Source organism: Pseudomonas sp. AC169 (assembly GCF_979258515.1).
Window position 1 is genome coordinate 3,190,746 of sequence record NZ_OZ409866.1, and the last position, 19,641, is coordinate 3,210,386.

At 57.0% G+C, this 19,641-nt stretch carries 16 protein-coding genes; 11 read left to right on the top strand and 5 right to left on the bottom strand.

The window, feature by feature from the left end; all coding sequences use genetic code 11:
• Positions 1-99: 99 nt before the first annotated feature.
• Entirely contained in the window at positions 100-1,314 is a 1,215-nt protein-coding gene (serB, locus tag ACZZ0G_RS14415) for a phosphoserine phosphatase SerB (protein WP_008079219.1), read from the top strand.
• Between the two features lie 118 nt (positions 1,315-1,432).
• On the opposite strand, the gene ACZZ0G_RS14420 is transcribed toward serB, so the two are convergent.
• Positions 1,433-3,187 (bottom strand): molecular chaperone, encoded by a 1,755-nt coding sequence (locus ACZZ0G_RS14420; RefSeq protein WP_463556574.1) that lies wholly within the window; start codon positions 3,185-3,187, stop codon positions 1,433-1,435.
• 220 nt (positions 3,188-3,407) lie between these two features.
• Here ACZZ0G_RS14420 and ACZZ0G_RS14425 point away from each other — a divergent pair, with 220 nt between their 5' ends.
• Positions 3,408-3,809 carry a lectin OAA family protein gene (locus tag ACZZ0G_RS14425; RefSeq protein ID WP_463556575.1) on the top strand — a complete coding sequence of 134 codons (402 nt, stop codon included), beginning with the start codon at positions 3,408-3,410 and terminating at the stop codon, positions 3,807-3,809.
• A 69-nt stretch (positions 3,810-3,878) separates the two neighbouring features.
• Here the strand turns inward: ACZZ0G_RS14425 and asd are convergent, their stop codons facing one another.
• From asd to ACZZ0G_RS14440, 3 genes are read right to left on the bottom strand one after another with little or no spacing between them, the layout of a single operon-like run.
• On the bottom strand, positions 3,879-4,739 hold the full coding sequence (gene asd / locus ACZZ0G_RS14430) for an archaetidylserine decarboxylase (RefSeq protein WP_463556576.1): 861 nt from the start codon (positions 4,737-4,739) through the stop codon (positions 3,879-3,881).
• Complete coding sequence (gene rhdA, locus ACZZ0G_RS14435) at positions 4,739-5,572, bottom strand: thiosulfate sulfurtransferase (RefSeq protein ID WP_463556577.1); 834 nt, start codon at positions 5,570-5,572, stop codon at positions 4,739-4,741. Before rhdA ends, asd begins: the two co-directional genes overlap by 1 nt.
• 42 nt (positions 5,573-5,614) lie before the next feature.
• The gene (locus ACZZ0G_RS14440; RefSeq protein ID WP_463556578.1) at positions 5,615-7,153 is read right to left on the bottom strand and encodes an HDOD domain-containing protein; all 1,539 of its coding nucleotides are present in this window, start codon (positions 7,151-7,153) and stop codon (positions 5,615-5,617) included.
• Positions 7,154-7,319: 166 nt separating this feature from the next.
• Here ACZZ0G_RS14440 and motA point away from each other — a divergent pair, with 166 nt between their 5' ends.
• The 3 genes from motA to ACZZ0G_RS14455 all read left to right on the top strand — a co-directional run bounded on the left by motA (position 7,320) and on the right by ACZZ0G_RS14455 (position 10,499).
• Entirely contained in the window at positions 7,320-8,171 is an 852-nt protein-coding gene (gene motA, locus ACZZ0G_RS14445; protein WP_007915795.1) for a flagellar motor stator protein MotA, read from the top strand.
• 3 nt (positions 8,172-8,174) lie between these two features.
• A complete protein-coding gene (gene motB / locus ACZZ0G_RS14450) occupies positions 8,175-9,245 on the top strand; it encodes a flagellar motor protein MotB (RefSeq protein WP_463556579.1) in 1,071 nt (356 codons plus the stop codon).
• 90 nt (positions 9,246-9,335) lie between these two features.
• Positions 9,336-10,499 carry a sterol desaturase family protein gene (locus tag ACZZ0G_RS14455; RefSeq protein WP_463556580.1) on the top strand — a complete coding sequence of 388 codons (1,164 nt, stop codon included), beginning with the start codon at positions 9,336-9,338 and terminating at the stop codon, positions 10,497-10,499.
• A 48-nt stretch (positions 10,500-10,547) separates the two neighbouring features.
• Here ACZZ0G_RS14455 and rsgA read toward each other — a convergent pair whose 3' ends face one another.
• Positions 10,548-11,579, bottom strand: coding sequence for a small ribosomal subunit biogenesis GTPase RsgA (rsgA, locus tag ACZZ0G_RS14460; protein WP_038360332.1), 1,032 nt, complete (start codon positions 11,577-11,579; stop codon positions 10,548-10,550).
• 107 nt (positions 11,580-11,686) lie between these two features.
• On the opposite strand from rsgA, the gene orn reads away from it, so the two are divergent.
• The 6 genes from orn to ACZZ0G_RS14490 all read left to right on the top strand — a co-directional run bounded on the left by orn (position 11,687) and on the right by ACZZ0G_RS14490 (position 19,589).
• Positions 11,687-12,229 (top strand): oligoribonuclease, encoded by a 543-nt coding sequence (gene orn / locus ACZZ0G_RS14465; RefSeq protein WP_034151653.1) that lies wholly within the window; start codon positions 11,687-11,689, stop codon positions 12,227-12,229.
• Between the two features lie 510 nt (positions 12,230-12,739).
• Entirely contained in the window at positions 12,740-13,765 is a 1,026-nt protein-coding gene (locus ACZZ0G_RS14470; RefSeq protein WP_463556581.1) for a hypothetical protein, read from the top strand.
• A 65-nt stretch (positions 13,766-13,830) separates the two neighbouring features.
• Positions 13,831-14,442: a trimeric intracellular cation channel family protein gene (locus ACZZ0G_RS14475; protein WP_038360340.1), complete on the top strand. Its 612-nt coding sequence runs from the start codon at positions 13,831-13,833 to the stop codon at positions 14,440-14,442.
• A gap of 174 nt (positions 14,443-14,616) precedes the next feature.
• On the top strand, positions 14,617-15,648 hold the full coding sequence (locus tag ACZZ0G_RS14480; protein ID WP_463556582.1) for a hypothetical protein: 1,032 nt from the start codon (positions 14,617-14,619) through the stop codon (positions 15,646-15,648).
• 184 nt (positions 15,649-15,832) lie between these two features.
• Positions 15,833-18,262, top strand: coding sequence for a leucine-rich repeat domain-containing protein (locus tag ACZZ0G_RS14485; RefSeq protein ID WP_463556583.1), 2,430 nt, complete (start codon positions 15,833-15,835; stop codon positions 18,260-18,262).
• A 340-nt stretch (positions 18,263-18,602) separates the two neighbouring features.
• Positions 18,603-19,589 (top strand): hypothetical protein, encoded by a 987-nt coding sequence (locus ACZZ0G_RS14490; RefSeq protein ID WP_463397890.1) that lies wholly within the window; start codon positions 18,603-18,605, stop codon positions 19,587-19,589.
• Positions 19,590-19,641: the final 52 nt, after the last annotated feature.

The following is a 19,641-nucleotide window of genomic DNA, read 5'->3' on the forward strand; positions in this document are numbered from 1 at the left end:
AGTATAGCGACAGGCCCTAGACCGGCAAAGCGCTCGCGGTGCCCGATGGTCACTGAAAGTGGGTAGAATGCGGTTTTTTTCCAGTTGCGGGGGTGCGCGTTGCGCGAAATCGTCCTGATTAACATCACGGGAGTCGACCGTCCGGGTCTGACTGCGGCCATTACCGGCGTTCTGGCACAAGGTGGTGTGAACATTCTCGACATCGGTCAGGCGGTGATCCACGACACCCTGTCGTTCGGCATCCTGGTTGAAATCCCCGATTCCGAGCAAGGCAAGTCCGTGCTCAAGGACATTTTGTTCAAGGGCTACGAGCTCGATCAGCAGGTGCGCTTCACCCCGGTGTCCGAAGAAGATTACCAGCAGTGGGTGGGCAATCAGGGTAAGAAGCGCCACATCGTTACCTTGCTGACGCGCAAAGTGACCGCCGGCCAATTGCAGGCGGTCAGCTCGATCACCGCCAAATATGGCTTGAACATCGATCACATCGACCGTCTGTCGGGTCGCATGCCACTGGACACGCCGGCCGACAAGGGCAAAGGCTGCATCGAGTTTTCCGTGCGTGGCGAAGCGGCTGATCCGCAGGCTTTACGCGCCGAATTCCTCAGCGTTGCCCAGGAACTGAACGTCGATATCGCCTTCCAGGAAGATTCGCTGTTCCGCCGCAACCGGCGTCTGGCGGTGTTCGACATGGACTCGACGCTGATCGAGGCCGAGGTTATTGACGAACTGGCCAAGGCAGCCGGGGTAGGCGAACAGGTATCTGAAATCACCGAGCGCGCCATGGCCGGTGAACTGGATTTCCGCGCCAGCTTCAAAGAGCGTCTGGCCTTGCTCAAAGGCCTCGACGTCAGCGTGCTGGATTCGATCGGCGCTTCGTTGCGCCTGACCGAAGGCGCCGAAACGCTGTTCGCCGAGCTCAAGCGCCTGGGCTACAAGACCGCGATCCTCTCCGGCGGCTTCACCTACTTCGCCAAGCAGTTGCAGGCCAAACTCGGCATCGACTACGTGTTCGCCAACGAACTGGAAGTGGTCGACGGCAAGTGCACCGGCGTGGCGATCGAGCCGATTGTCGATGCCCAGCGCAAGGCTGATCTGTTGAAAGAGCTGGCGCACAAGGAAGGTTTGCGTCTGGAGCAGACCATCGCGGTCGGCGACGGCGCGAATGACCTGCCGATGCTGGCAATTGCCGGTTTGGGTGTGGCGTTCCGCGCCAAGCCGCTGGTCAAGCAGTCGGCGAAGCAGGCGATTTCGACGCTGGGGCTGGATGGCGTGTTGTATCTGCTGGGCTTCCGCGATCGCGACGGGCAGCTCTAGGATCTCTATTGCCTGACTTGGACTCTCGCGAGCAGGCTCGCTCCCACATTTGAAATGCATTCCAATGTGGAAGCGAGCCTGCTCGCGAAGGCCGCGCCACCGATTCAAGATCTGATACTCAAAGCGACTTCCACAACGAATCAAAATCCTCCTCGCTCCCGCCATTCTGCGCGGCTTCCAGCGAGCGATAAGCAAACTGATTGAAACTGTGTGTACTCGCCACCCGCCGATCCAGCCCGGCACGGTGTTCTTCGCCCTGGGTGTTGATCAGCACCTTGCTGCCCTCCTGAAACGGCAGGCGTGGCGCCAGCAAGGTCGCCGGCAAATCGATCGAACTGATCTCCGGTAACAAGAGTCCGCGCAGATACTGGCTGTGATCGTCCCGCGAGCGCACCAGTTGCAAACCACAAGGCTGTGCATGTGGCGCCACCAGTTCAATGCCCATTTGTGTGCCGCCACCGCGCACCTGACGGATCCAGCGGATCACCGCAATGCTCCAGCCCAGACTGACGCTGTCGTGTATCCCGAGCATTTCCCCGGCCTGCAGTTCGGCAGGCACCTCATTTGGCCATGCCAGGCAGTAGCCGCCAGGGCTGTGATTGATCACCGGCAGGGCATAGGTCGGGTAATGCGGCGTGCTGTCCGTTGCGTTTTCATCCTCGAGCAAATGGTCGTACTGAATTTCCTCGTAAGGTAAAAACTCATCGGCCTTGCTCTGTGGTGCTGCGTCGAAAGCCTGGCTCCAACTGTCCCTTTCGCCTTTGGCGACGGCACTGCTGAAGTTCGCCGAGCGCGCTCCTGGATGCTTGAGCAGTTCACTGAAACTGCGCTCGCCGCCGAGATAGAAGTGCAGGGCGCTCATGCCCACGCACACGGTCAGATGGCCTTGGCCAACCGTGCGCTGAAAACTGCGTTCAGCCGCTTGCCCCCAGGTTGCGTGCAAGTGTTGCAGGGTATCGAAGCTCAACCCGTTCGGCACGGGCAGCGGCGTCGAAGTGTCCTGATGCAGCAGATGTGCTGCGATGGCGTTCACCAGCGGTTGCGGGTCGAAACCGAGCAGTCGGGCCTTTTGTTCGCTGCGAAACATGCTGCGGTAGCGTGGGCCGGCATCCAGTTCTGCGCTGATCGCCAGCAAGCCTGCGTCTGGACTCGCTGGATGCAGCTTGAGCAACGCACTCCACGGCTCCAACACCTCGGCCAGCCGTGCGATCTGGTTCTGCCGCAACTGATTGCACCGGGCGCTGCCCAGCAGGAGTGCGGCGATGTAGGTCTGTTCCAGGCTCAGTTCTGTCGTCAGGCTGGCCAACTCGTCGTGGACACGGCGGTGTTGCAGTTGCAGTTCAACGGCGCTGCGATACAGCTGATGCAGTTCGAACCACACATGCTCCGGCGGCGAGCTATATAGCTGCGTGGCGCGCAGCAGTTGGCCTTTGAGTGCATGGGCCGCACGTTGCAGGGCCGTGCTGACCAATGCCGCGCGATCCTTGCTGTACTTCGGTGCAATTCGCAGCACGATTTGTTTGTAGCCGATGGCCAGATGGCTTTGCAGTGCCTGGCACAGATTGCTGATCTTGCGCGAACGCTCGTCGAGCATGATCGCCTGATGCAGGAAGTGCCGCTCCAGGTGCTGGCAGACGAAATAAACCTCGGGCCGCAGCAGTTCAAGCAGGTTGAGACGGTTATCGCTGGGCGTGAGCAACTGATTGAGTTCACCCAGGCCTTGATAGAGCAGGCGGGCGGTTTCGCCGATGTTGGCCTTGGGCAGGCCGGCGATCCAGCGCTTGAGGTCACGCGGGGTGGCTTCGCAAAACGACAGGCGCGTTTGCGTTGGGGGCGGGGCGCTCAGAGAGGGTTGGTGACGAGACTCACTCATGCCTTGACGGGCTCCGGCGGCGAAAGGGGCAATGCCCAAAACTCTAGCAGCTGTGGTCTGTTTCGCTGGGTAGCGTCAGGCTTTTTGACCGCTGGTCTGCTGGCCGGATGCCATTCCTTAAGCCCGACTAGTCTCTCTGGCGTGCGATCGGAAACGCACGGTTGCACGGCCTGCCGTCAACCTCGGGCAGGTCTCCCGAAACTTCAAGGAGATGAGGTTCATGTCTAACTATGCAGTGGCAAATCAATGGGGTGGCAGTTCGGCGCCGTGGCATCCGGGTGGAACCTGGGAACTCGGCGGGCGGGACAACCAGAATGTCGTCGCTATCGAGATTAAGTCGCACGATGACGGTAAAACGTTCACCGGCACTATGACCTATGCCGGGGAAGGTCCCATTGGCTTCAAAGCGCAACGCACCGGTCAGAACCAGTACAACGTCGAGAATCAGTGGGGTGGCAATGATGCCCCATGGCATCCGGGCGGCAAGTGGGTGATTGGCGGCCGGGACAATCAGAACGTTATCGCGTTGAGCGTCACGTCCAGTGACGGAGGGAAAAACCTCAGTGGCACCAATACCTATGTCAACGAAGGCCCGATCGGCTTCCGTGGGCAGATAGAGTAGCGGCACCACCGAGTCGTATCCGCCCTTTCGCAGACGTGCGAACGGGCGGATCAGTGGCTCACATCATGTTCAGGCTTTTGGCAGCGCCAGGCCCTGACCCATCTGCACAGGCGAACCCGCGAGCAGTTCTTCAGCCCACTTCACCTGATCCGGCCCGAACAGCACGATCGCGGTCGAACCCAGCTTGAAGCGGCCCAGTTCAGCGCCTTTTTCCAAGTGAATCGGCGCACGCGCAGCTTCGTCGTAGCGGAAGGTTTTCAGCTCGCGCTTCGGCGGGGTGACCAGGCCGGCCCATACGGTTTCGATCGAAGCGACGATCATCGCGCCGACCAGCACTACGGCCATCGGGCCGCGCTCGGTGTCGAAGATGCACGCTACACGCTCGTTGCGGGCGAACAGTTCCGGGACGTTTTCAGCGGTGGTCTGATTCACCGAGAAGATCCGGCCCGGGATGTAGACCATCTCGCGCAGGGTGCCGGCCAGCGGCATGTGCACGCGGTGGTAGTCCTTCGGCGACAGGTAAATGGTGGCGAAGTCACCGCCCATGAACGGCGCCGCGTTGGCCGCGTCACCGCCAAGCAGTTCCAGTACGCTGAAGCTGTGGCCCTTGGCCTGGAACACGCGACCGTGTTCGATCGGGCCGAGTTGGCTGACTGCACCATCAGCCGGGCTGAGGATCGCGCCCGGAGTCTCGTCCAGCGGACGCGCGCCGTCTTTCAGGGCGCGGGTGAAGAAGGCATTGAAGTGCTCGTAAGCAGTCAGGTCTTCGACCAGCGCTTGCGACATGTCCACCTGATAACGCTTGGCGAACCATTGGGTGAAGGCATTTTTGAACCAGCGCACGCGGCACTCGGCAACGCAGCCGGCCAGGCGCGACAGCAGGTGATGCGGCAGCAGGTACTGGCTGAGGATAAACAGACGCTCTTTCATTAGTTGTCCTTAGAACCTTGAATCTCGACAGGCGTATCAGGGTGGTTGCCCCATTCGCCCCAGGAACCGGCGTAGCCCTTGACCCGCGGATAACCGAGGGACTTGGCCACCAGATAAGTGAAGCCCGACCGGTGATGGGTCTGGCAGTGGGTAATGATTTCTTTGTCCTTGGTGATCCCGAGGTCTTCGAGGATCTGCGGCATGTCCGTGCGAATGCGTAGCTGACGCGCCTTGTCCATGCCCGCCGTCCATTCGAAGTTGACCGCGCCGGGAATGTGCCCGGCCTTGGCGGCCAGCACTTTCTCGCCGGAATATTCCAGCGGCCCGCGCGCATCCCAGATTGCCAGATCGGCGGCGCCGAGACGGCTTTGCAGGTATTCGCGCGTGGCGGTCGGCTCATCGTGCAGGGTCAGCGACACCGGGCCGCCCACTGCCGGCGGAACCTGGATCGACATCGGCATGCCATCCGCCAGCCACGCCGGCAGACCGCCGTCGACGTAGTGATATTTGTCGTGACCGATCACGTCGAGCAGCCAGATGAAACGTCCGGCCCAGCCGCCACCTTCGTCGTCATAGACCACGTAGACCGCATCTTTGCGATGGCCCAGTTCACCGAACAGCGCTTCCAGATCGGCTTTCGCCGGCAGCAGGCCCGGTGCCGGCGGCTGGCCGAGCTGGGTGCGTTTCGGGTCGACAAAGCGTGCGCCGGGCAAATGACCTTCGGCATAACGGGCAGGACTGGTCAGGTCCACCAGAACCAGGTTGCTGGCCTCCAGCCGAGGAAGCAAGTCGCTCGGTTCGATGACGAGCGGCAAGCCAGAGAAGTCAGACATGTGAGGTCTCCAGAGCACAAAGGGGAGGATTGTAGCGCAGCCTCATCGGCCACGGCTGCTAAAGCTGTGCAGGGCTTTTTCGATGCACTGCGCGGTTTTGCCAAAGGCTTGCACGGTGATGTCGGCGAACGGCCCGCCGCCCTGATCGGCGACGACGATCATGATCACCCGGCCATTGTTGACCAGCGAGCGCAGGAACAGATGTTCGCCGCGAAACAGCGTGCGCAGGCTCGCGGGCAGCAGGGCGGAGAACTGGGCGTTGTTCTCGGGATTGATCCGCACCTGCGCCTGTTGCGCAAGCAGCCGTTGCAGGACCTTGCTCTGGCTGACGACAAAATTCAGCGCCGCCGCTTCTTTCGGCAAACCATAGGTTTGCTGCACGCGCAGACTGGATTGCGTGCGGTCGGCCATCAGGATCATCACCCGGCGCATGCCGCTGGCGGCCAAGGCATCGCGCGCGGCGACGGTCAGGCTCATCGCATTGGTGAAGCGACTCGGTTCTGCGAGCAATTCGGCGCATTGTTTGCGCCATTGGCCCAGGTCTTCAGCGGAGGGCGCGGCGGCGGGCAACATGCCGGCCGGCAAACGACGCGTGCCCCACGGCCACAGCAGTGAAACCGCTGGGTGCCACAAATCGGCCATCGCATGCTGACGCGCGCTGTTGGCGGCTTGCTGGTGCAACTGTTGTTGCACCTCGTCCATGGAAATTTGCAGATAAAGGCTGGTCAGGTACTGCCAACGCTCGCTGTGCGGACTGTCCCAGGCCTGTTGCGCCGACAGCGCCAGACCATTGGCCAGCAGTACGGTATTGGCCGGCTGGTTGAGCCAGCGGCGCAGCGTCGGATCGTCGTCGAGGCGATTCTGCTGGCGCAGCGGGTGTTCGCTGTCGCGGGCGATGCGCAACACTTTCACCAGTTCGCGCTGTTCACTGAGCAGCAGTTTATAGCCCTGCTGCACCCAGATCGGCAGGTGCCAGGCCTCGACCAGCGCTTCGGCGATTTTCAGCAGGCGCACGCCGAACAATTGCTTTTCGACCGTTCGCGCCGATTCGCCCTTGTGGATAACCCGCAGTTCCCACTCTTCGAGCAATTGCGGATAGGTCAGCGCCAATGGCCATAACGGCGACAGAAACAGCAGGCTGCCCCAATGAATGTCCTGCCACAGCCGCGCCAGGCGACTGGCGAAAAAACCATTGGCCTGTTGCGTCGCGTGCTGGCTGATCATCTGCAACTGGCGCAGGGCCTTGGGAATCTGCATCTGCGGTTCGACTGGCAGGCGCGCGAGCAATTCTTCGGTCCGCGCCAGGCCGAGACGGTTGATCGCCACCTCGAGATTTTCCGCTGGAGCGGCCATGGTGCCGTGGGTGTGACGATTCGCCTCACGGATGATGCTCAAGGCCAGCGCCGGGCTGTCTTGCATCAAGTCGGCGATGTCGCGCAACGAGCTGCGATTGTCGCGAATCGCCCGACATACCTTGTCGTGAGACTCTTGCGGCACGGGCAGCCGGACGCCATCGAGCAACTTTACCCAGCCGTCGAGGGTGGTCGGTTTTGCGTGTGGGACGTTCGTTTCATTAGCCATGTCTGGACGGGATCTTCACTGACTGTAGACGCGCCCGGCATGGGCTAAATTGGCTTTTCGCCTGAACTGGCTATAGTCTGGCGCAGTTTTGCCGATAAGTAGAAGAAGAGATTTTTTAACTTCCGAATATGACCTTGAACCCGACTTAAATAAGTACTTTCTACCTATGGCTAAAATTATCGGCATCATCGTCGTATTCGCGAGCGTGCTCGGCGGATACGTGCTCTCCCACGGCAAGATTGCCGCCCTGATCCAGCCCTTCGAGGTGTTGATCATCGGTGGTGCTGCACTCGGTGCATTCCTGCAGGCCAACCCCGGCTACATGACGATGCACGTGCTCAAGAAATCCCTGAGCATGTTCAGTTCGCGCTTCAGCCACACGTTTTATCTGGAAGTGTTGGGCCTGATCTACGAGATCCTCAACAAGAGCCGCCGCGAAGGCATGATGGCCATTGAAGGCGACATCGAAGATGCCGCTGCGAGCCCGATCTTCGCCAAGTACCCGGCAGTGCTCAAAGACGAACGCATGACCGCGTTCATCTGCGATTACCTGCGCATCATGTCGTCCGGCAACATGGCCCCGCACGAGCTCGAAGGCTTGTTCGACATGGAGCTGTACAGCCTCAAAGAAGACCTCGAACATCCGTCCCACGCGGTGAACGGCATCGCCGACGCCATGCCCGGTTTCGGTATCGTCGCGGCGGTACTCGGCATCGTGGTGACCATGGCTTCCCTGGGTGAAGGCGATCAGAAGTCCATCGGTCTGCACGTCGGTGCGGCACTGGTCGGTACCTTCTTCGGTATTCTCGCGGCGTACGGTTTCTTCGGCCCGTTGGCGCATTCCCTGGCCCACGATGCCAAGGAAGAGCTGAACGTCTACGAAGCCATCAAAGCTTCGCTGGTGGCTTCGGCTTCCGGCATGCCGCCATCGCTGGCGGTCGAGTTCGGTCGCAAGGTTTTGTACCCGGCCCACCGTCCAAGCTTTGCCGAGCTGGAACAAGCCGTTCGCGGTCGCTAAGCCATGGAAAATAATCAGCCGATTATCATCAAGCGCGTCAAGCGCATAGCCGGCGGGCATCACGGCGGGGCGTGGAAAATCGCCTTCGCCGACTTCGCCACGGCGATGATGGCGTTCTTCCTGGTGTTGTGGCTGCTGTCCACCGCGACACCGGAGCAGAAGATCGCCATCGCCGGTTACTTCAAGGATCCGGTCGGCTTCTCCGAAAGCGGCACGCCGTACATCATCGACCTGGGCGGCACGCCGACCCTGGCGCCGGAAAACACCCTCAACCCGGAAGTGAAATCGCAGCCGCAACCGGACAAGGTCACGGTCGATACCGAACAGGTTGAAGGCATGGCCGAGCAGGTCGAGAAGGAACGTCTGGAACTGCTTCTGCAAGAACTGCAGAACAAGGTCGACGAGAACCCGCAGTTGCAGAAGTTCAAGGACCAGATCCTCTTCGAGATCACCCCTAACGGCTTGCGCATCCAGATCATGGACGCGGAAAACCGGCCGATGTTCGACTCCGGTTCTGCACGCTTGAAACCGTACTTCGAAGACATCCTGCTGGCCATGGCCGACACCATCAAAGCGGTGCCGAACAAGATCAGCATCAGCGGCCACACTGACGCCAAGCCGTACACCGGCACTGGCGATTTCGGTAACTGGGAGCTGTCGGCCAACCGCGCCAACGCGGCTCGCCGTGCGTTGATCGCCGGCAGCTATCCGGATGCGCAAGTCGCGCGGGTGGTGGGTTATGCCTCTTCGGCGCTGTTCGACAAGGAAAACCCGTTCAACCCGGTCAACCGGCGTATCGATATTGTCGTACTGACGAAGAAAGCCCAAGCGGCCATCGAAGGTGCGCAAGGTGCCGACGCGGCTAAACCGGCGGATCAGAGTCAGAACGGCAACGCCCCGGCGACACCAGTTGATCCGAACGCGCTGCCGGCGGATCAGCAACCGGTGCCGGCGCATGAGTTGCGTGAACGGTTGAACCTGTTTGATGACGCGGCGCCGAAACCGACGGAGCCGGGGAGTGCGGCGCCAGCGGCGCCACCCACCACTGCACCGGCCCCCGCGCCTAAGCAGTGATTCACAAAAAGCCACGGTCACCGTGGCTTTTTTGTTTCTGCCTGCGTCGCAATCACCAGTCGCAGTTTTCGCAATCACGGAAGATCAGTAATGGAAAGACTCAAAGCCTATTTTCAGCGGCACGGCAACGCACCCTTCAAGTTTGGCGAGGGACGGGTCAGTGGCTATATTTCGGCCACCCTCGGGCTGCTGAGCCTGTTGGCGGTGTTCTGCTTCCTGTTCCCCGAGTGGCTGACCACCGCCGAACTGCGCAAGGTCTATGACGAGCAGTTCGCGCGCACCACGCTGTTGCTCGGTCTGGTGCTGTCGTTCAGCCTCGGCACCCTGAATATCCTGCTCAACAAACGCAAACGTCTGGGGATTACCGGGTTGGTGGCATCAGGCCTCGCGGTGTTTCTCGGGGGTACCAATGTCCAGGTCAGCTCGATCGGGCAGACCCCTTACACGCTGGGTCTGGACTGGTTTGTCCTGGCGCTGCTGGTGTCGGCGATCGTGTTCATTCCCTTGGAAAAGCTCTATTCCAAAGACCCTGAGCAAAACATCCTGCGCCCGCACTGGCGCACCGACCTGACCTACTTTTTCGTCAGCCACATGCTGGTGCAATTCATCCTGATCTTCATCACCGCGTCCTCCAGCTATATCGCCGGTTGGGCGGTGTCGCCCGGCTTGCAGGCGAGTGTGCAAAGCCTGCCGCTCGTTGTGCAGTTTCTATTGGCGATTCTGGTTGCCGATCTCGGCCAGTACTGGCTGCACCGTCTCTATCACGTGGTGCCATTTCTGTGGCGCATCCACGCGGTGCATCACTCCAGCACCCACATGGACTGGCTCGCCGGTTCGCGCGTGCATTTCATTGAAATCCTGCTGACCCGCACCGGTGTGCTGGTGCCGTTGATGCTGCTGGGCTTCGCGCCGCAAGCGTTGAATGCCTATGTGATTCTGGTCGGTGTTCAAGCAGTACTGGCCCACGCCAACGTGCGGATCAACGGTGGCTGGCTGAACTACCTGATCGTGCTGCCGCGCTACCACCATTGGCACCACGCCCGGCACAAGGATTACATCTACAAAAACTATGCGATCCACACGCCGCTGGTGGACATGCTGTTCGGCACGTTCAAATTGCCGCCCAAAGAATGGCCGGTACGTTATGGCGTTTTTGGCAAGGAGCTGCCTGGCGGGATTGTGCATCAGCATCTGTATGCGTTTCGCAAGCCTGAGCCAAAAGTGGTTGTGCCAAAACCGCCGGCTAGCGTTTGAGGCAAAAAAAAGCCGCGAGACGATCGCGGCTTTTTTGTGTCTGGCTAGTTAATAGCCGTTTTCCGGCAAACTGGCGATGATCGAGCGGTAGCTGTTCATCCGCTGCTGCTGGATGCGGCCATCTTCCAGTGCCTTGAGCAACGCGCAACCCGGTTCGCGGTCGTGCTTGCAGTCGCGGAAGCGGCAGGTGCCGAGCAGGTCGTCGAACTCGATGAAACCGGCTTCGACGTCGGCGCGGCTGACATGGCCGAGGCCAAATTCGCGAATACCCGGGGAGTCGATGAGTTCGCCGCCGCCAGGGAAGTGGAACAGGCGCGCGGTGGTCGTCGTGTGTGTGCCCTGACCGGACAGCTCGGACAACGGCCCGACACGGGTCTCCACCTCAGGCAACAGGCTGTTGACCAGCGACGATTTGCCGACACCGGACTGGCCGACGAACACGCTGATGCGCCCGTCGAGTTGCTGTTGCAGTTGCTCCATACCATTGCCGTGGTGCGCCGACACTTCCAGCACCGGATAACCCAGCGTGCGGTAAACCGCCAGCAGCGCATTGAGCGCCGGGGCGTTCTGCTCGTCGATCAGGTCGAACTTGTTCAACAGCAGCAGCGGGCGGATGCCTGCGTGTTCGGCAGCGACCAGATAGCGGTCGATCAGGTTGGCGTGGGGCTCGGGCAGCGGCGCGAAGACGATGACGATCATGTCAACGTTGGCCGCTACCGGTTTGAGCTGGCCACGGCTGTCAGGGCGGCACAATTCGGTGGTGCGCGGCAGTTGCGCGACGATCACCCCGATGCCCTGATTGCCGGCACGCCAGACGACTGTGTCGCCGGTCACCAGCGCAGGCAGGTTGGCGCGCAAGTGGCAGCGGAACACTTGGCCGGCCTGATCACCGTCAACCGCTTCGACCTCGACCTGCACACCGAAGTGGGCGATCACCAGGCCGGTTTGTTCCGGGCCCAGGTCGCCGCCCTCAAGGGCTTCGACCGCCGAGGACTCGCGTTTGGCGGCGCGGGCAGCGCGCTCGCCCTGAATCTTTTCGATGCGCCAGTTTTGACGACGATTGAGTTGGCGTTTGGCCATGGGTGTTCCGTCTGAAGAATGCAGCGATTAGGTAAAACGGCCGCGAGTTTAGCACGCCCGGCCACCGGCCTAGGCTAAACTGCGCAGCATTGCCTAGGAGCCGAAATATGCCAAACCCGCAGAACCTGATCTGGATCGACCTGGAAATGACCGGTCTGGATCCGGAAAACGACGTCATCATCGAGATGGCCACCATCGTCACCGATAGCGATCTCAACACCCTGGCCGAAGGCCCGGTGATCGCCATCCATCACAGCGACGAAGTGCTCGCGCGCATGGACGAGTGGAACACCCGCACCCACGGCAACTCCGGCCTGACCCAACGTGTGCGCGACAGCCGCATCAGCATGGCCGAAGCCGAGGCCGAAACCATCGCTTTCCTGGAAAAATGGGTGCCGAAGGGCAAGTCGCCGATCTGCGGCAATAGCATCTGCCAGGACCGCCGCTTCCTTTATACGCACATGAAGGCGCTGGAAAGCTACTTCCACTATCGCAACCTCGACGTTTCCACGCTCAAGGAACTGGCCGCGCGCTGGGCACCGGACGTGCGCGACAGCTTCAAAAAGGGCAGCACGCACCTGGCGCTGGACGATATCCGCGAATCGATCGCCGAACTGCAGCACTACCGCAAACATTTCATCAAGTTCTGATGTGGTTTGTGCAGGAGCTGCCGCAGACTGCGATCTTTTTGCGCTTGTTGTGCATTCACAAATATTAAAAGATCACAGCCCCCGGCAGTTCCTCAATTGAAACGTGCGGCAAACGCTCCGTCGTGCCAGTGCGAAATGATGTGGCGGCATTTACCCTGACCGCTGCATCTTGTGCGACACCAGTGCAATAACCTCCCGATAACTTTTCGAAATAAAGTGATGCTAACTTCACTGTTGCATCCGTCTGATGTTAGGTGTTGTGCCTTTGTCTCATGTTTCGAACGGACACGCCAGTCTGTGTTTGATAGTGTGCATATATTGTCGATGCTGGATAAGGCAATGCTTTGGCAGCTTGATTCAAGTGTGATTCCTTTCCGAATTAGAATCTCGAATAACTATTTTATTCTTACACTTTTGCGTGAGAGGTTTTTCTGGGTGCATGTTATTACTGTCGCTCCATACTTCGAATTTTAGAAAGGTTCGGGTTTATCTCTATCAAGGAAGAAGTTAATGAGTGAGAGGCTTAATGCGTCACAGGATCAATCCCATGAGGCTGGCGTGGCAGAAAGTATCGGTAGCCTTGCCGTAAAGTTTGACGCGGGTGCATCCAGTCGAAACAAAGTGCTATACGCAAACGGGCGTATGCAGGTCAAGGTCCAAGTTGTAGTTACTGGTCTGGATCGCAATGGTGATGTCGTTACTGTTTCCGACGAGGTCATGGAGAGTATTCGTCTTATTCACTACGATAGCGGCAAAATCTTGCGCAATGGTTGGCGAGCCAGCACGGAGCAGGGCCGTTTCACCCTGGCGGTAGCGCACTCCGCCACGGTTGTGGAGGATGAGGATGATGGAGACGAGGATCTTTCCAGTCAGCGCCGGGTACGAACGTTCTGGGTATCCAGCGAAAACGTTGAAACCATCCAGATCGGTGCTTCCATAAAATTTGATAACGAAGTCATCCGCAGTAATGGAACAACTCTGTCGAGCAGGCATGACAGCAGTATCAGCATTGAGGCCATCCTGCCGGTAACCTACGCGATTGAGCAATTCCGGTGGGAGAATGTCTGGTATGACGGCGGCTTTAAAAATCAGCGTGTCTACAAATACTATCTCGGCTTGTATCCCCATGCACAACAAGTAAAGTTGGTGGACTGGATTGTTGAGGATTCTGATGACAGCGTTGTATTTGCCTTCGGTAATAAAGTCGATGGATGGAATGCAGCGTTTCAGGCAGGCGTTCTGATCCATCCGGACCTGTACACGTTTAACATGTCGTTACCGTTTGTCGAGGCCTCCGGTGTGGTGCCGGAGGCCGTCAGGATGATTTACCATGAAAAGGACTATAGGGTTAAAGTCAACGACCGCATCGGAGAACTGACTGTTGTCCAGGCACTGTCCCCGGCAGCACGAAATCAACCACCCGTCGACAGGTCGGAAATATTCCGCTTCACCGCTCTGGATCAATTTGGCACTAAACATGAGCTGGCTATCCGCACTAACTTTAAAGAGCGAAGCTTCAGGCTTGAACGAGGCTGAGACTTTTATTGTTGGTGCCGGCGCGTAGTGGCTAAACTGCGCGCCTCACTGCCAGGATTGCCACCATGTTGCTGATGCTCTATCTGATCGCCATTACCGCTGAAGCCATGACGGGCGCGCTGTCTGCCGGACGGCGAGGCATGGATTGGTTTGGCGTGGTGTTGATCGCCTGCGTAACAGCCTTGGGCGGTGGCTCGGTGCGCGACGTGCTGCTCGGGCACTATCCGCTGACCTGGGTCAAACATCCGGAATACCTGGTGCTGACCTCGGTCGCAGCGATGTTCACGGTGTTCACCGCACGCTGGATGCGCCACTTGCGCTCGCTGTTTCTGGTACTTGACGCCGTCGGTCTGGTGGCATTCACCCTGATCGGCTGCATGACCGCGCTGGAAATGGGCCACGGCATGTTGGTGGCTTCGGTGAGCGGCGTGATTACCGGGGTATTCGGCGGCATTCTTCGCGATATTTTCTGCAACGACATTCCTCTGATTTTTCGCCGCGAACTTTATGCGAGCGTTTCGTTTGCAGCTGCATGGTGCTACATGCTCTGTCTTTATCTGAATGTGCCGAGTGAGCAAGCTATTCTGATAACCCTGTTCGGCGGTTTTTTGTTACGTCTGCTGGCGATCCGTTTTCATTGGGAAATGCCAAAATTCGTTTATAACGACGAGCATTGACCCTCGGCGCAGGGACATGTTGGTTTGCCTGATAAAAACCCTGTGAACTGCTGTAGCTTGCAAGTGTATGTTTCTTACATTTTTCGCTTTGCTGTTTATTTGAAAGGTATGTAGTTTTTTTGTTGGCATATTCCGATGCCAATATTTAAATATGACTTTTCAAAGGGATAAATCATGAGCGAAAGCATGGATGCTACAACCGATCAGCAAACCAGTCCGCCGATTCTTGCAGGCCTTGGCAGTATCAAGGTCAAGTTTGATGCCGGCGACAGTGCACGCAGTAAATCGCTGTTCGCCAATGGCCGGATGCAGGTGAAAGTTCAAGTTCTGGTTTCCGGGGTAGATGCCGACGGTAATGCTATGCACGTACCGGCAAATGTTATGGAAAGCATCGAACTGATTCATTACAGCACGGGCAGGACGTTGCGCGACGGCTGGGCCGCGAGCCTGGAGCAGGGGCGGTTTACCATTGAGGCGCGTTCTTCATCCGCTGCTGGAGAGGTTCAAGACGGTGATCCGGAAAATGACAGCATCCATCCTCAGATTCGCACGTTCTGGGTGTCCTCATCGAGCGCCGGAACGACCCAGATTGCCGCGCGCCTGTCTCTGAACGGTGAGAGGATTCTCAGTAATGGCACCACGCTGTCCAGCGTTCATGACAGCAGTGTAACCGTCGAAGCACAACCACCTTCGGCGTATAGCCTGACGGAGTTTCGCTGGTATCAAACCCGGCGCGGTAATGAGGCCCCCGGCAATCGCATCTTCAGCTATCGCCTTGGACTCTATCCAGGGGGACAGCAGATTAAACTCGTCGATTGGGTTGCAGAGGGAATAGAAGAAGGCGCTGACTATAACTTTGCAGGGGGTAACAGGCTTAATGAATCAAAAACCAATTATATGGAAGTCACGCTTGTTCGCCCCGCAAGAGGCACGCTGACTGTGACCTTGCCGAGTAGAGGTGATCCTTTTGTATTCGCTTTTTTTTCTGACGCTCATACATGGTCTCAGGATCATTATGATGTAAGGATTCAGAGTGACGGGGAGCTGACTGTCGTGCAAGGCCTTTCCGAATACTCGACGCGACATGAAAAATATAAGTACGGTAGAAAACTATATTTTCTCGCTATTGATGAACACGGTACGGAGCATAAGCTGGCGATTCGCGTGGACTTTTATGAACGTAATTTATATCTGGAACGAGGCTGAGTCTCACCTTCACTGATGCAATGTCGGTGGATGTAGTAGATATCTATGCTTTTTGGCGTGGCGACTATCGATAAGCTGCGGTGTTCAATCATCAGGTAATCGCCCCTAAAGTGCTTTTACTTATCGAGTGTTGGCCCTTGAATTATGCGGGGCCAACACTAGTACATCTCAAGGATGAGTATTCATGACTGGCAAGCCGCCTAAGGTCAAACCTGTACCTGACCCGACAAAAAAAACCGATTTCAACTTAGAGGGAATTCATCGCCCACCGTCCCCCGCTTCCGCAATGCAGCAACCGCCCAAACCGCATCGCCAGGAACCCTTGAATCCTTCTTTCGGGTCTGACTCTGTCGTATTGACGCCAGCGATCAGGGTGAGCGTAAGTCCGAGGTCATCCACGATCGCTGAATTCGCGATGCATGCCACAGAGTCGGCTCTGGCCGATTACTGGATACCCACACCCAAAGGCCTCGGCGAGGCCGATGCACAGGGCATCCGGATTGTGAAGCAGCGTCAGTATGTCGCCGTAGCCGATGACCATATCGTGCAAGTGGTCGCGGACGCCGAAAGTGGCCTGTTTCGGGCCACTCTGGCCAGTGAGCTCGACCCCTCCGGCCCGCTCATGAAGCGGGACAGCGAGGGCCGGTTCTGGGTCCCGCTGGACGGCGATTTCGCAACTTTCACTGATTCAATATCAGTACAGACCGCACAACTTTTTCGCCGGATGGGCCGTTCCGTGGCGCAGTTTTCCGACGCCACGGTGCACCGCATGCTGGCAGTGAGCGGGGTCAATGAATCAGTGCTGCACGATGTGCTCATCAATGATCGCCCTGTGCCTTTTTTACTGGAGGACACCATCAGGCGGTTCGAACTTGATCAGAAAATTCAGGCGCAAGGACGCGGGGGGGTACCTGATCATTTTAAGCGGTTCAAGGATCTGGACGATGCATTTGAATCCGATTGCGATGAAAACACCTTGCGGATGCGCCGGGTATTTCCAGATCTACCGAAAACGGCTGCGCTGGCGATATGGCGCAATACCAGCGCTGCCGAGCGTTTGCATATGCACAACCAGCCAGGCATGCCTCAGCGAGTGGCGAAAGAGGCACTGGTGGCACTGCGAGACATTCGCCTGGCAAGGGCTGTGGAAGGCATTCACTTAGAGGCCGTAGCCAATCCGGACATTGATCGGTTAGTGCTGCATATGATCGGGGATCTGGTGAATTGGCCGCAGCAGATTCGTATCGAGATTCGCCTTGGCGCGATTGACGCAGAGGTCTTTGCGGCTATCGGCGATGCCCGGTCGCCGGATCGTCACGTATTGATTCGTCAGGATGATGGCTATGTCATTCAGAGCAGCGACACTCAATTAACTCAAGGATCGAAAGATCTGTATTCAACTCTCTGGCTTCTGTTGTTGCCCAGGCATCGTCATTTGCTGGGTGTAACAGAAGGTGGTGGTTCGGCACTGCAACAGTTGATCCGTGCACAGCCGTTGCCGCCACGCCAAACTGTGAGCGGGTTGCTGGGGCTGGCGCCGCTTCCGGTGACCGTCGATCCTGCCACCGCGCAATACAGGCAGGCGGGCCAGTTGCGTGGTGGTGGCGACAATCAGCCGGCAGCGAAAAAGTCCGTCGTAGAACGCGTGCGTGATCTTTACCCGCAGCTTACAGATAAGGACGTGACGGCATTTATCAATGAGCGCTTGAAGAATGATCCATCAGGCGTTTTATTTTGCCTGGAAACGGAGCTTGCGACGTTGCGTGATGAACTGGCGATATGGACTGTCGATGACGAGTTGCCTCATGCGCAGAGGTCGGAACCGGAAGGCGCGCCGACACTTACCGAACGACGCCAGGCTCGCGAGCAGTTCAGCGCAAAGTTGCAGGATATCTGGCAGCGAAAGTCGGTTTCGAAGTGGGAAGAGGGAGAATATCAGTTTTCTCACTATGTAGATTTTTCGGGTGAGTTACCAAGGTTGTCCACCCGATTTGAGTATGTAACAGACTTGATATTAACCGCAAATGAACCGGGTGCACGGTTAGGCGCGTTTCTTGACAGCTTTCCCAATATTCAATGTTTGGGGATTTTTGGCATAAAAATGGAAGAGTTCGCGTCAGGAATATTTCAAATGCGCCAGTTAAGTGAGCTTACGCTGGACGGGTGCTCGCTAAAACTATCCGAAGTCACAGTTGAAGGATTGTCCAGAATGGAAACACTTACCAGATTGAATCTGGCAAACAATCCTCTGACAGTTGCCCCACATGTAGGCTACATGGCAGGTTTAACCGGATTGATGCTGAACAACGCCAATCTTTTCAGCGTTCCTTCAGGCATAGATACGCTCAGGAAACTGGGTGTCGTGGCGTTGCATGATAATAATATTTCCGACGTGGGGTATGAACTGTTCGAAATTCCGGATACACAGGATCTGTTCGTGGGTTTATTGAATAATCCGCTGAGTGACGCCTCAAGGCAACGGATCAGTCAGTATCTTAAAAATTCAAGTATGGATCGGAAGATAGAAATCCAGACGGAGGATGCAGTTTCAGAATCTGACTCCGATAGTGAGTCCTCTGAGAGCGGGTTCTCGACAGGTTCAGAAAGTGACTGAATGTTGATGGAAGTAACGGCTTCTTTGTTTTTCTCACATGATCTGACATGAATTGACTGCCAGACGGCTCCCCTTTTGATTATCTATAATTTGCGTCGAGAGGGGAGAAAGATCATTGAGTGTTGGAATCAGCGGCGCGAGAAGAGTGTTGGCAAGTTGCGTTTCATCAAATCTGGGGTTGCTGAATATATTGGTATTTGTGTGGGTTGTTGAAGGAGGTTTTAAAATGTTGCCTCTTCACAATTTGTCTGATGTCGCTGCTGTTTTTATTTAAATCGATCTTCAATACTTTGCTGAGTCCTTAAAGGGCGAAATCTATTAATCAGCAAGGTGTTTTTAAATGTTTGATGATCAAATTGGTATTTCCCGTATCGAGGTGAAGCTCGACGCTACAAGGTCTGGCCAGCATAAAGTACTTTATGCCAACGGTCGTATGCAGGTGCGTGTGTTAGTGCTGCTGCACGGGATCGATAACAATGGCGACGGCGCTTCACTGCATGGACACCCTGCGTTGCAATCACTGCGGTTGATCGCCTATAACGGCGCGCGGCCTCTGGAGGGAGACTGGAGTGTATCGCTTCAGGAGAACCGTTATGCTCACGAAATGTCGGGTGGGGCAACGCGGCTGACAGAAGTCCCACGTACCACGCACAACCGGATAAGCGATGACTCTGATCCGGTACAGATTTTTCAGTTCTGGGTTTCGGCTTCCAGGCCTGGAATCATGGAAGTGGCCGCCGAGATTTCCATAAACGGCGTCGTATTGCGAAGCAACGGAATTGGTTTCGACAGCAGTGTTACGCTGGAGGCGATTCCGCCGAAAGAGTATTCGCTGAGCAGCTTTTCGTTGAGCAAATATGATGAGAAACAGGATAGGGGCCTATATGAATGGGTTCAGCACTATCATATTGGTCTGCGCGCGGACGGCAGGCAGATTCACCTTCTTGACTGGTACAGCAGTGAGGTGAAACTTGATCCTTATGATTCCGAAGATGCGGTGCGGGTTTACGTGTCCGGTAATATTCCCGGTAGACAAGGTAGTCGCAAAGTTTTTTATGGGTATATGGCGCCGATATATGGTCTGCAGGCAACATTTCACAGTCCCCATAGCTACGTCACCGTACCTATCAACAAAGCGCCTGGAAAGTTGACGCTGGTTCAGTATGTTTCCGCTGATCCGCAGGCGGCGCGGGAAAATGATAGCGCATTCGAGTTTGCCGTGATCGATGAGTTCGGCTCGGAACACAGGCTTTGTATCGATGGTGATAAAGAACGGCTTGCTTTTATTCTGGATGAATCGAGGCGGTCAATGAAACAGCTTGTCTGATTTTATTATGTAGCCAGCAAGTTTTCGTTGGTGAGTTAATTTGCCAATATCT

Bases quoted from the DNA above. Each gene is read 5' to 3' on its own strand.
- ACZZ0G_RS14420 (WP_463556574.1), bottom strand. From the start codon at position 3,187: ATGAGTGAGTCTCGTCACCAACCCTCTCTGAGCGCCCCGCCCCCAACG.
- ACZZ0G_RS14425 (WP_463556575.1), top strand. From the start codon at position 3,408: ATGTCTAACTATGCAGTGGCAAATCAATGGGGTGGCAGTTCGGCGCCG.
- asd (WP_463556576.1), bottom strand. From the start codon at position 4,739: ATGAAAGAGCGTCTGTTTATCCTCAGCCAGTACCTGCTGCCGCATCAC.
- rhdA (WP_463556577.1), bottom strand. From the start codon at position 5,572: ATGTCTGACTTCTCTGGCTTGCCGCTCGTCATCGAACCGAGCGACTTG.
- ACZZ0G_RS14440 (WP_463556578.1), bottom strand. From the start codon at position 7,153: ATGGCTAATGAAACGAACGTCCCACACGCAAAACCGACCACCCTCGAC.
- motA (WP_007915795.1), top strand. From the start codon at position 7,320: ATGGCTAAAATTATCGGCATCATCGTCGTATTCGCGAGCGTGCTCGGC.
- motB (WP_463556579.1), top strand. From the start codon at position 8,175: ATGGAAAATAATCAGCCGATTATCATCAAGCGCGTCAAGCGCATAGCC.
- ACZZ0G_RS14455 (WP_463556580.1), top strand. From the start codon at position 9,336: ATGGAAAGACTCAAAGCCTATTTTCAGCGGCACGGCAACGCACCCTTC.
- rsgA (WP_038360332.1), bottom strand. From the start codon at position 11,579: ATGGCCAAACGCCAACTCAATCGTCGTCAAAACTGGCGCATCGAAAAG.
- orn (WP_034151653.1), top strand. From the start codon at position 11,687: ATGCCAAACCCGCAGAACCTGATCTGGATCGACCTGGAAATGACCGGT.
- ACZZ0G_RS14470 (WP_463556581.1), top strand. From the start codon at position 12,740: ATGAGTGAGAGGCTTAATGCGTCACAGGATCAATCCCATGAGGCTGGC.
- ACZZ0G_RS14475 (WP_038360340.1), top strand. From the start codon at position 13,831: ATGTTGCTGATGCTCTATCTGATCGCCATTACCGCTGAAGCCATGACG.
- ACZZ0G_RS14480 (WP_463556582.1), top strand. From the start codon at position 14,617: ATGAGCGAAAGCATGGATGCTACAACCGATCAGCAAACCAGTCCGCCG.
- ACZZ0G_RS14485 (WP_463556583.1), top strand. From the start codon at position 15,833: ATGACTGGCAAGCCGCCTAAGGTCAAACCTGTACCTGACCCGACAAAA.
- ACZZ0G_RS14490 (WP_463397890.1), top strand. From the start codon at position 18,603: ATGTTTGATGATCAAATTGGTATTTCCCGTATCGAGGTGAAGCTCGAC.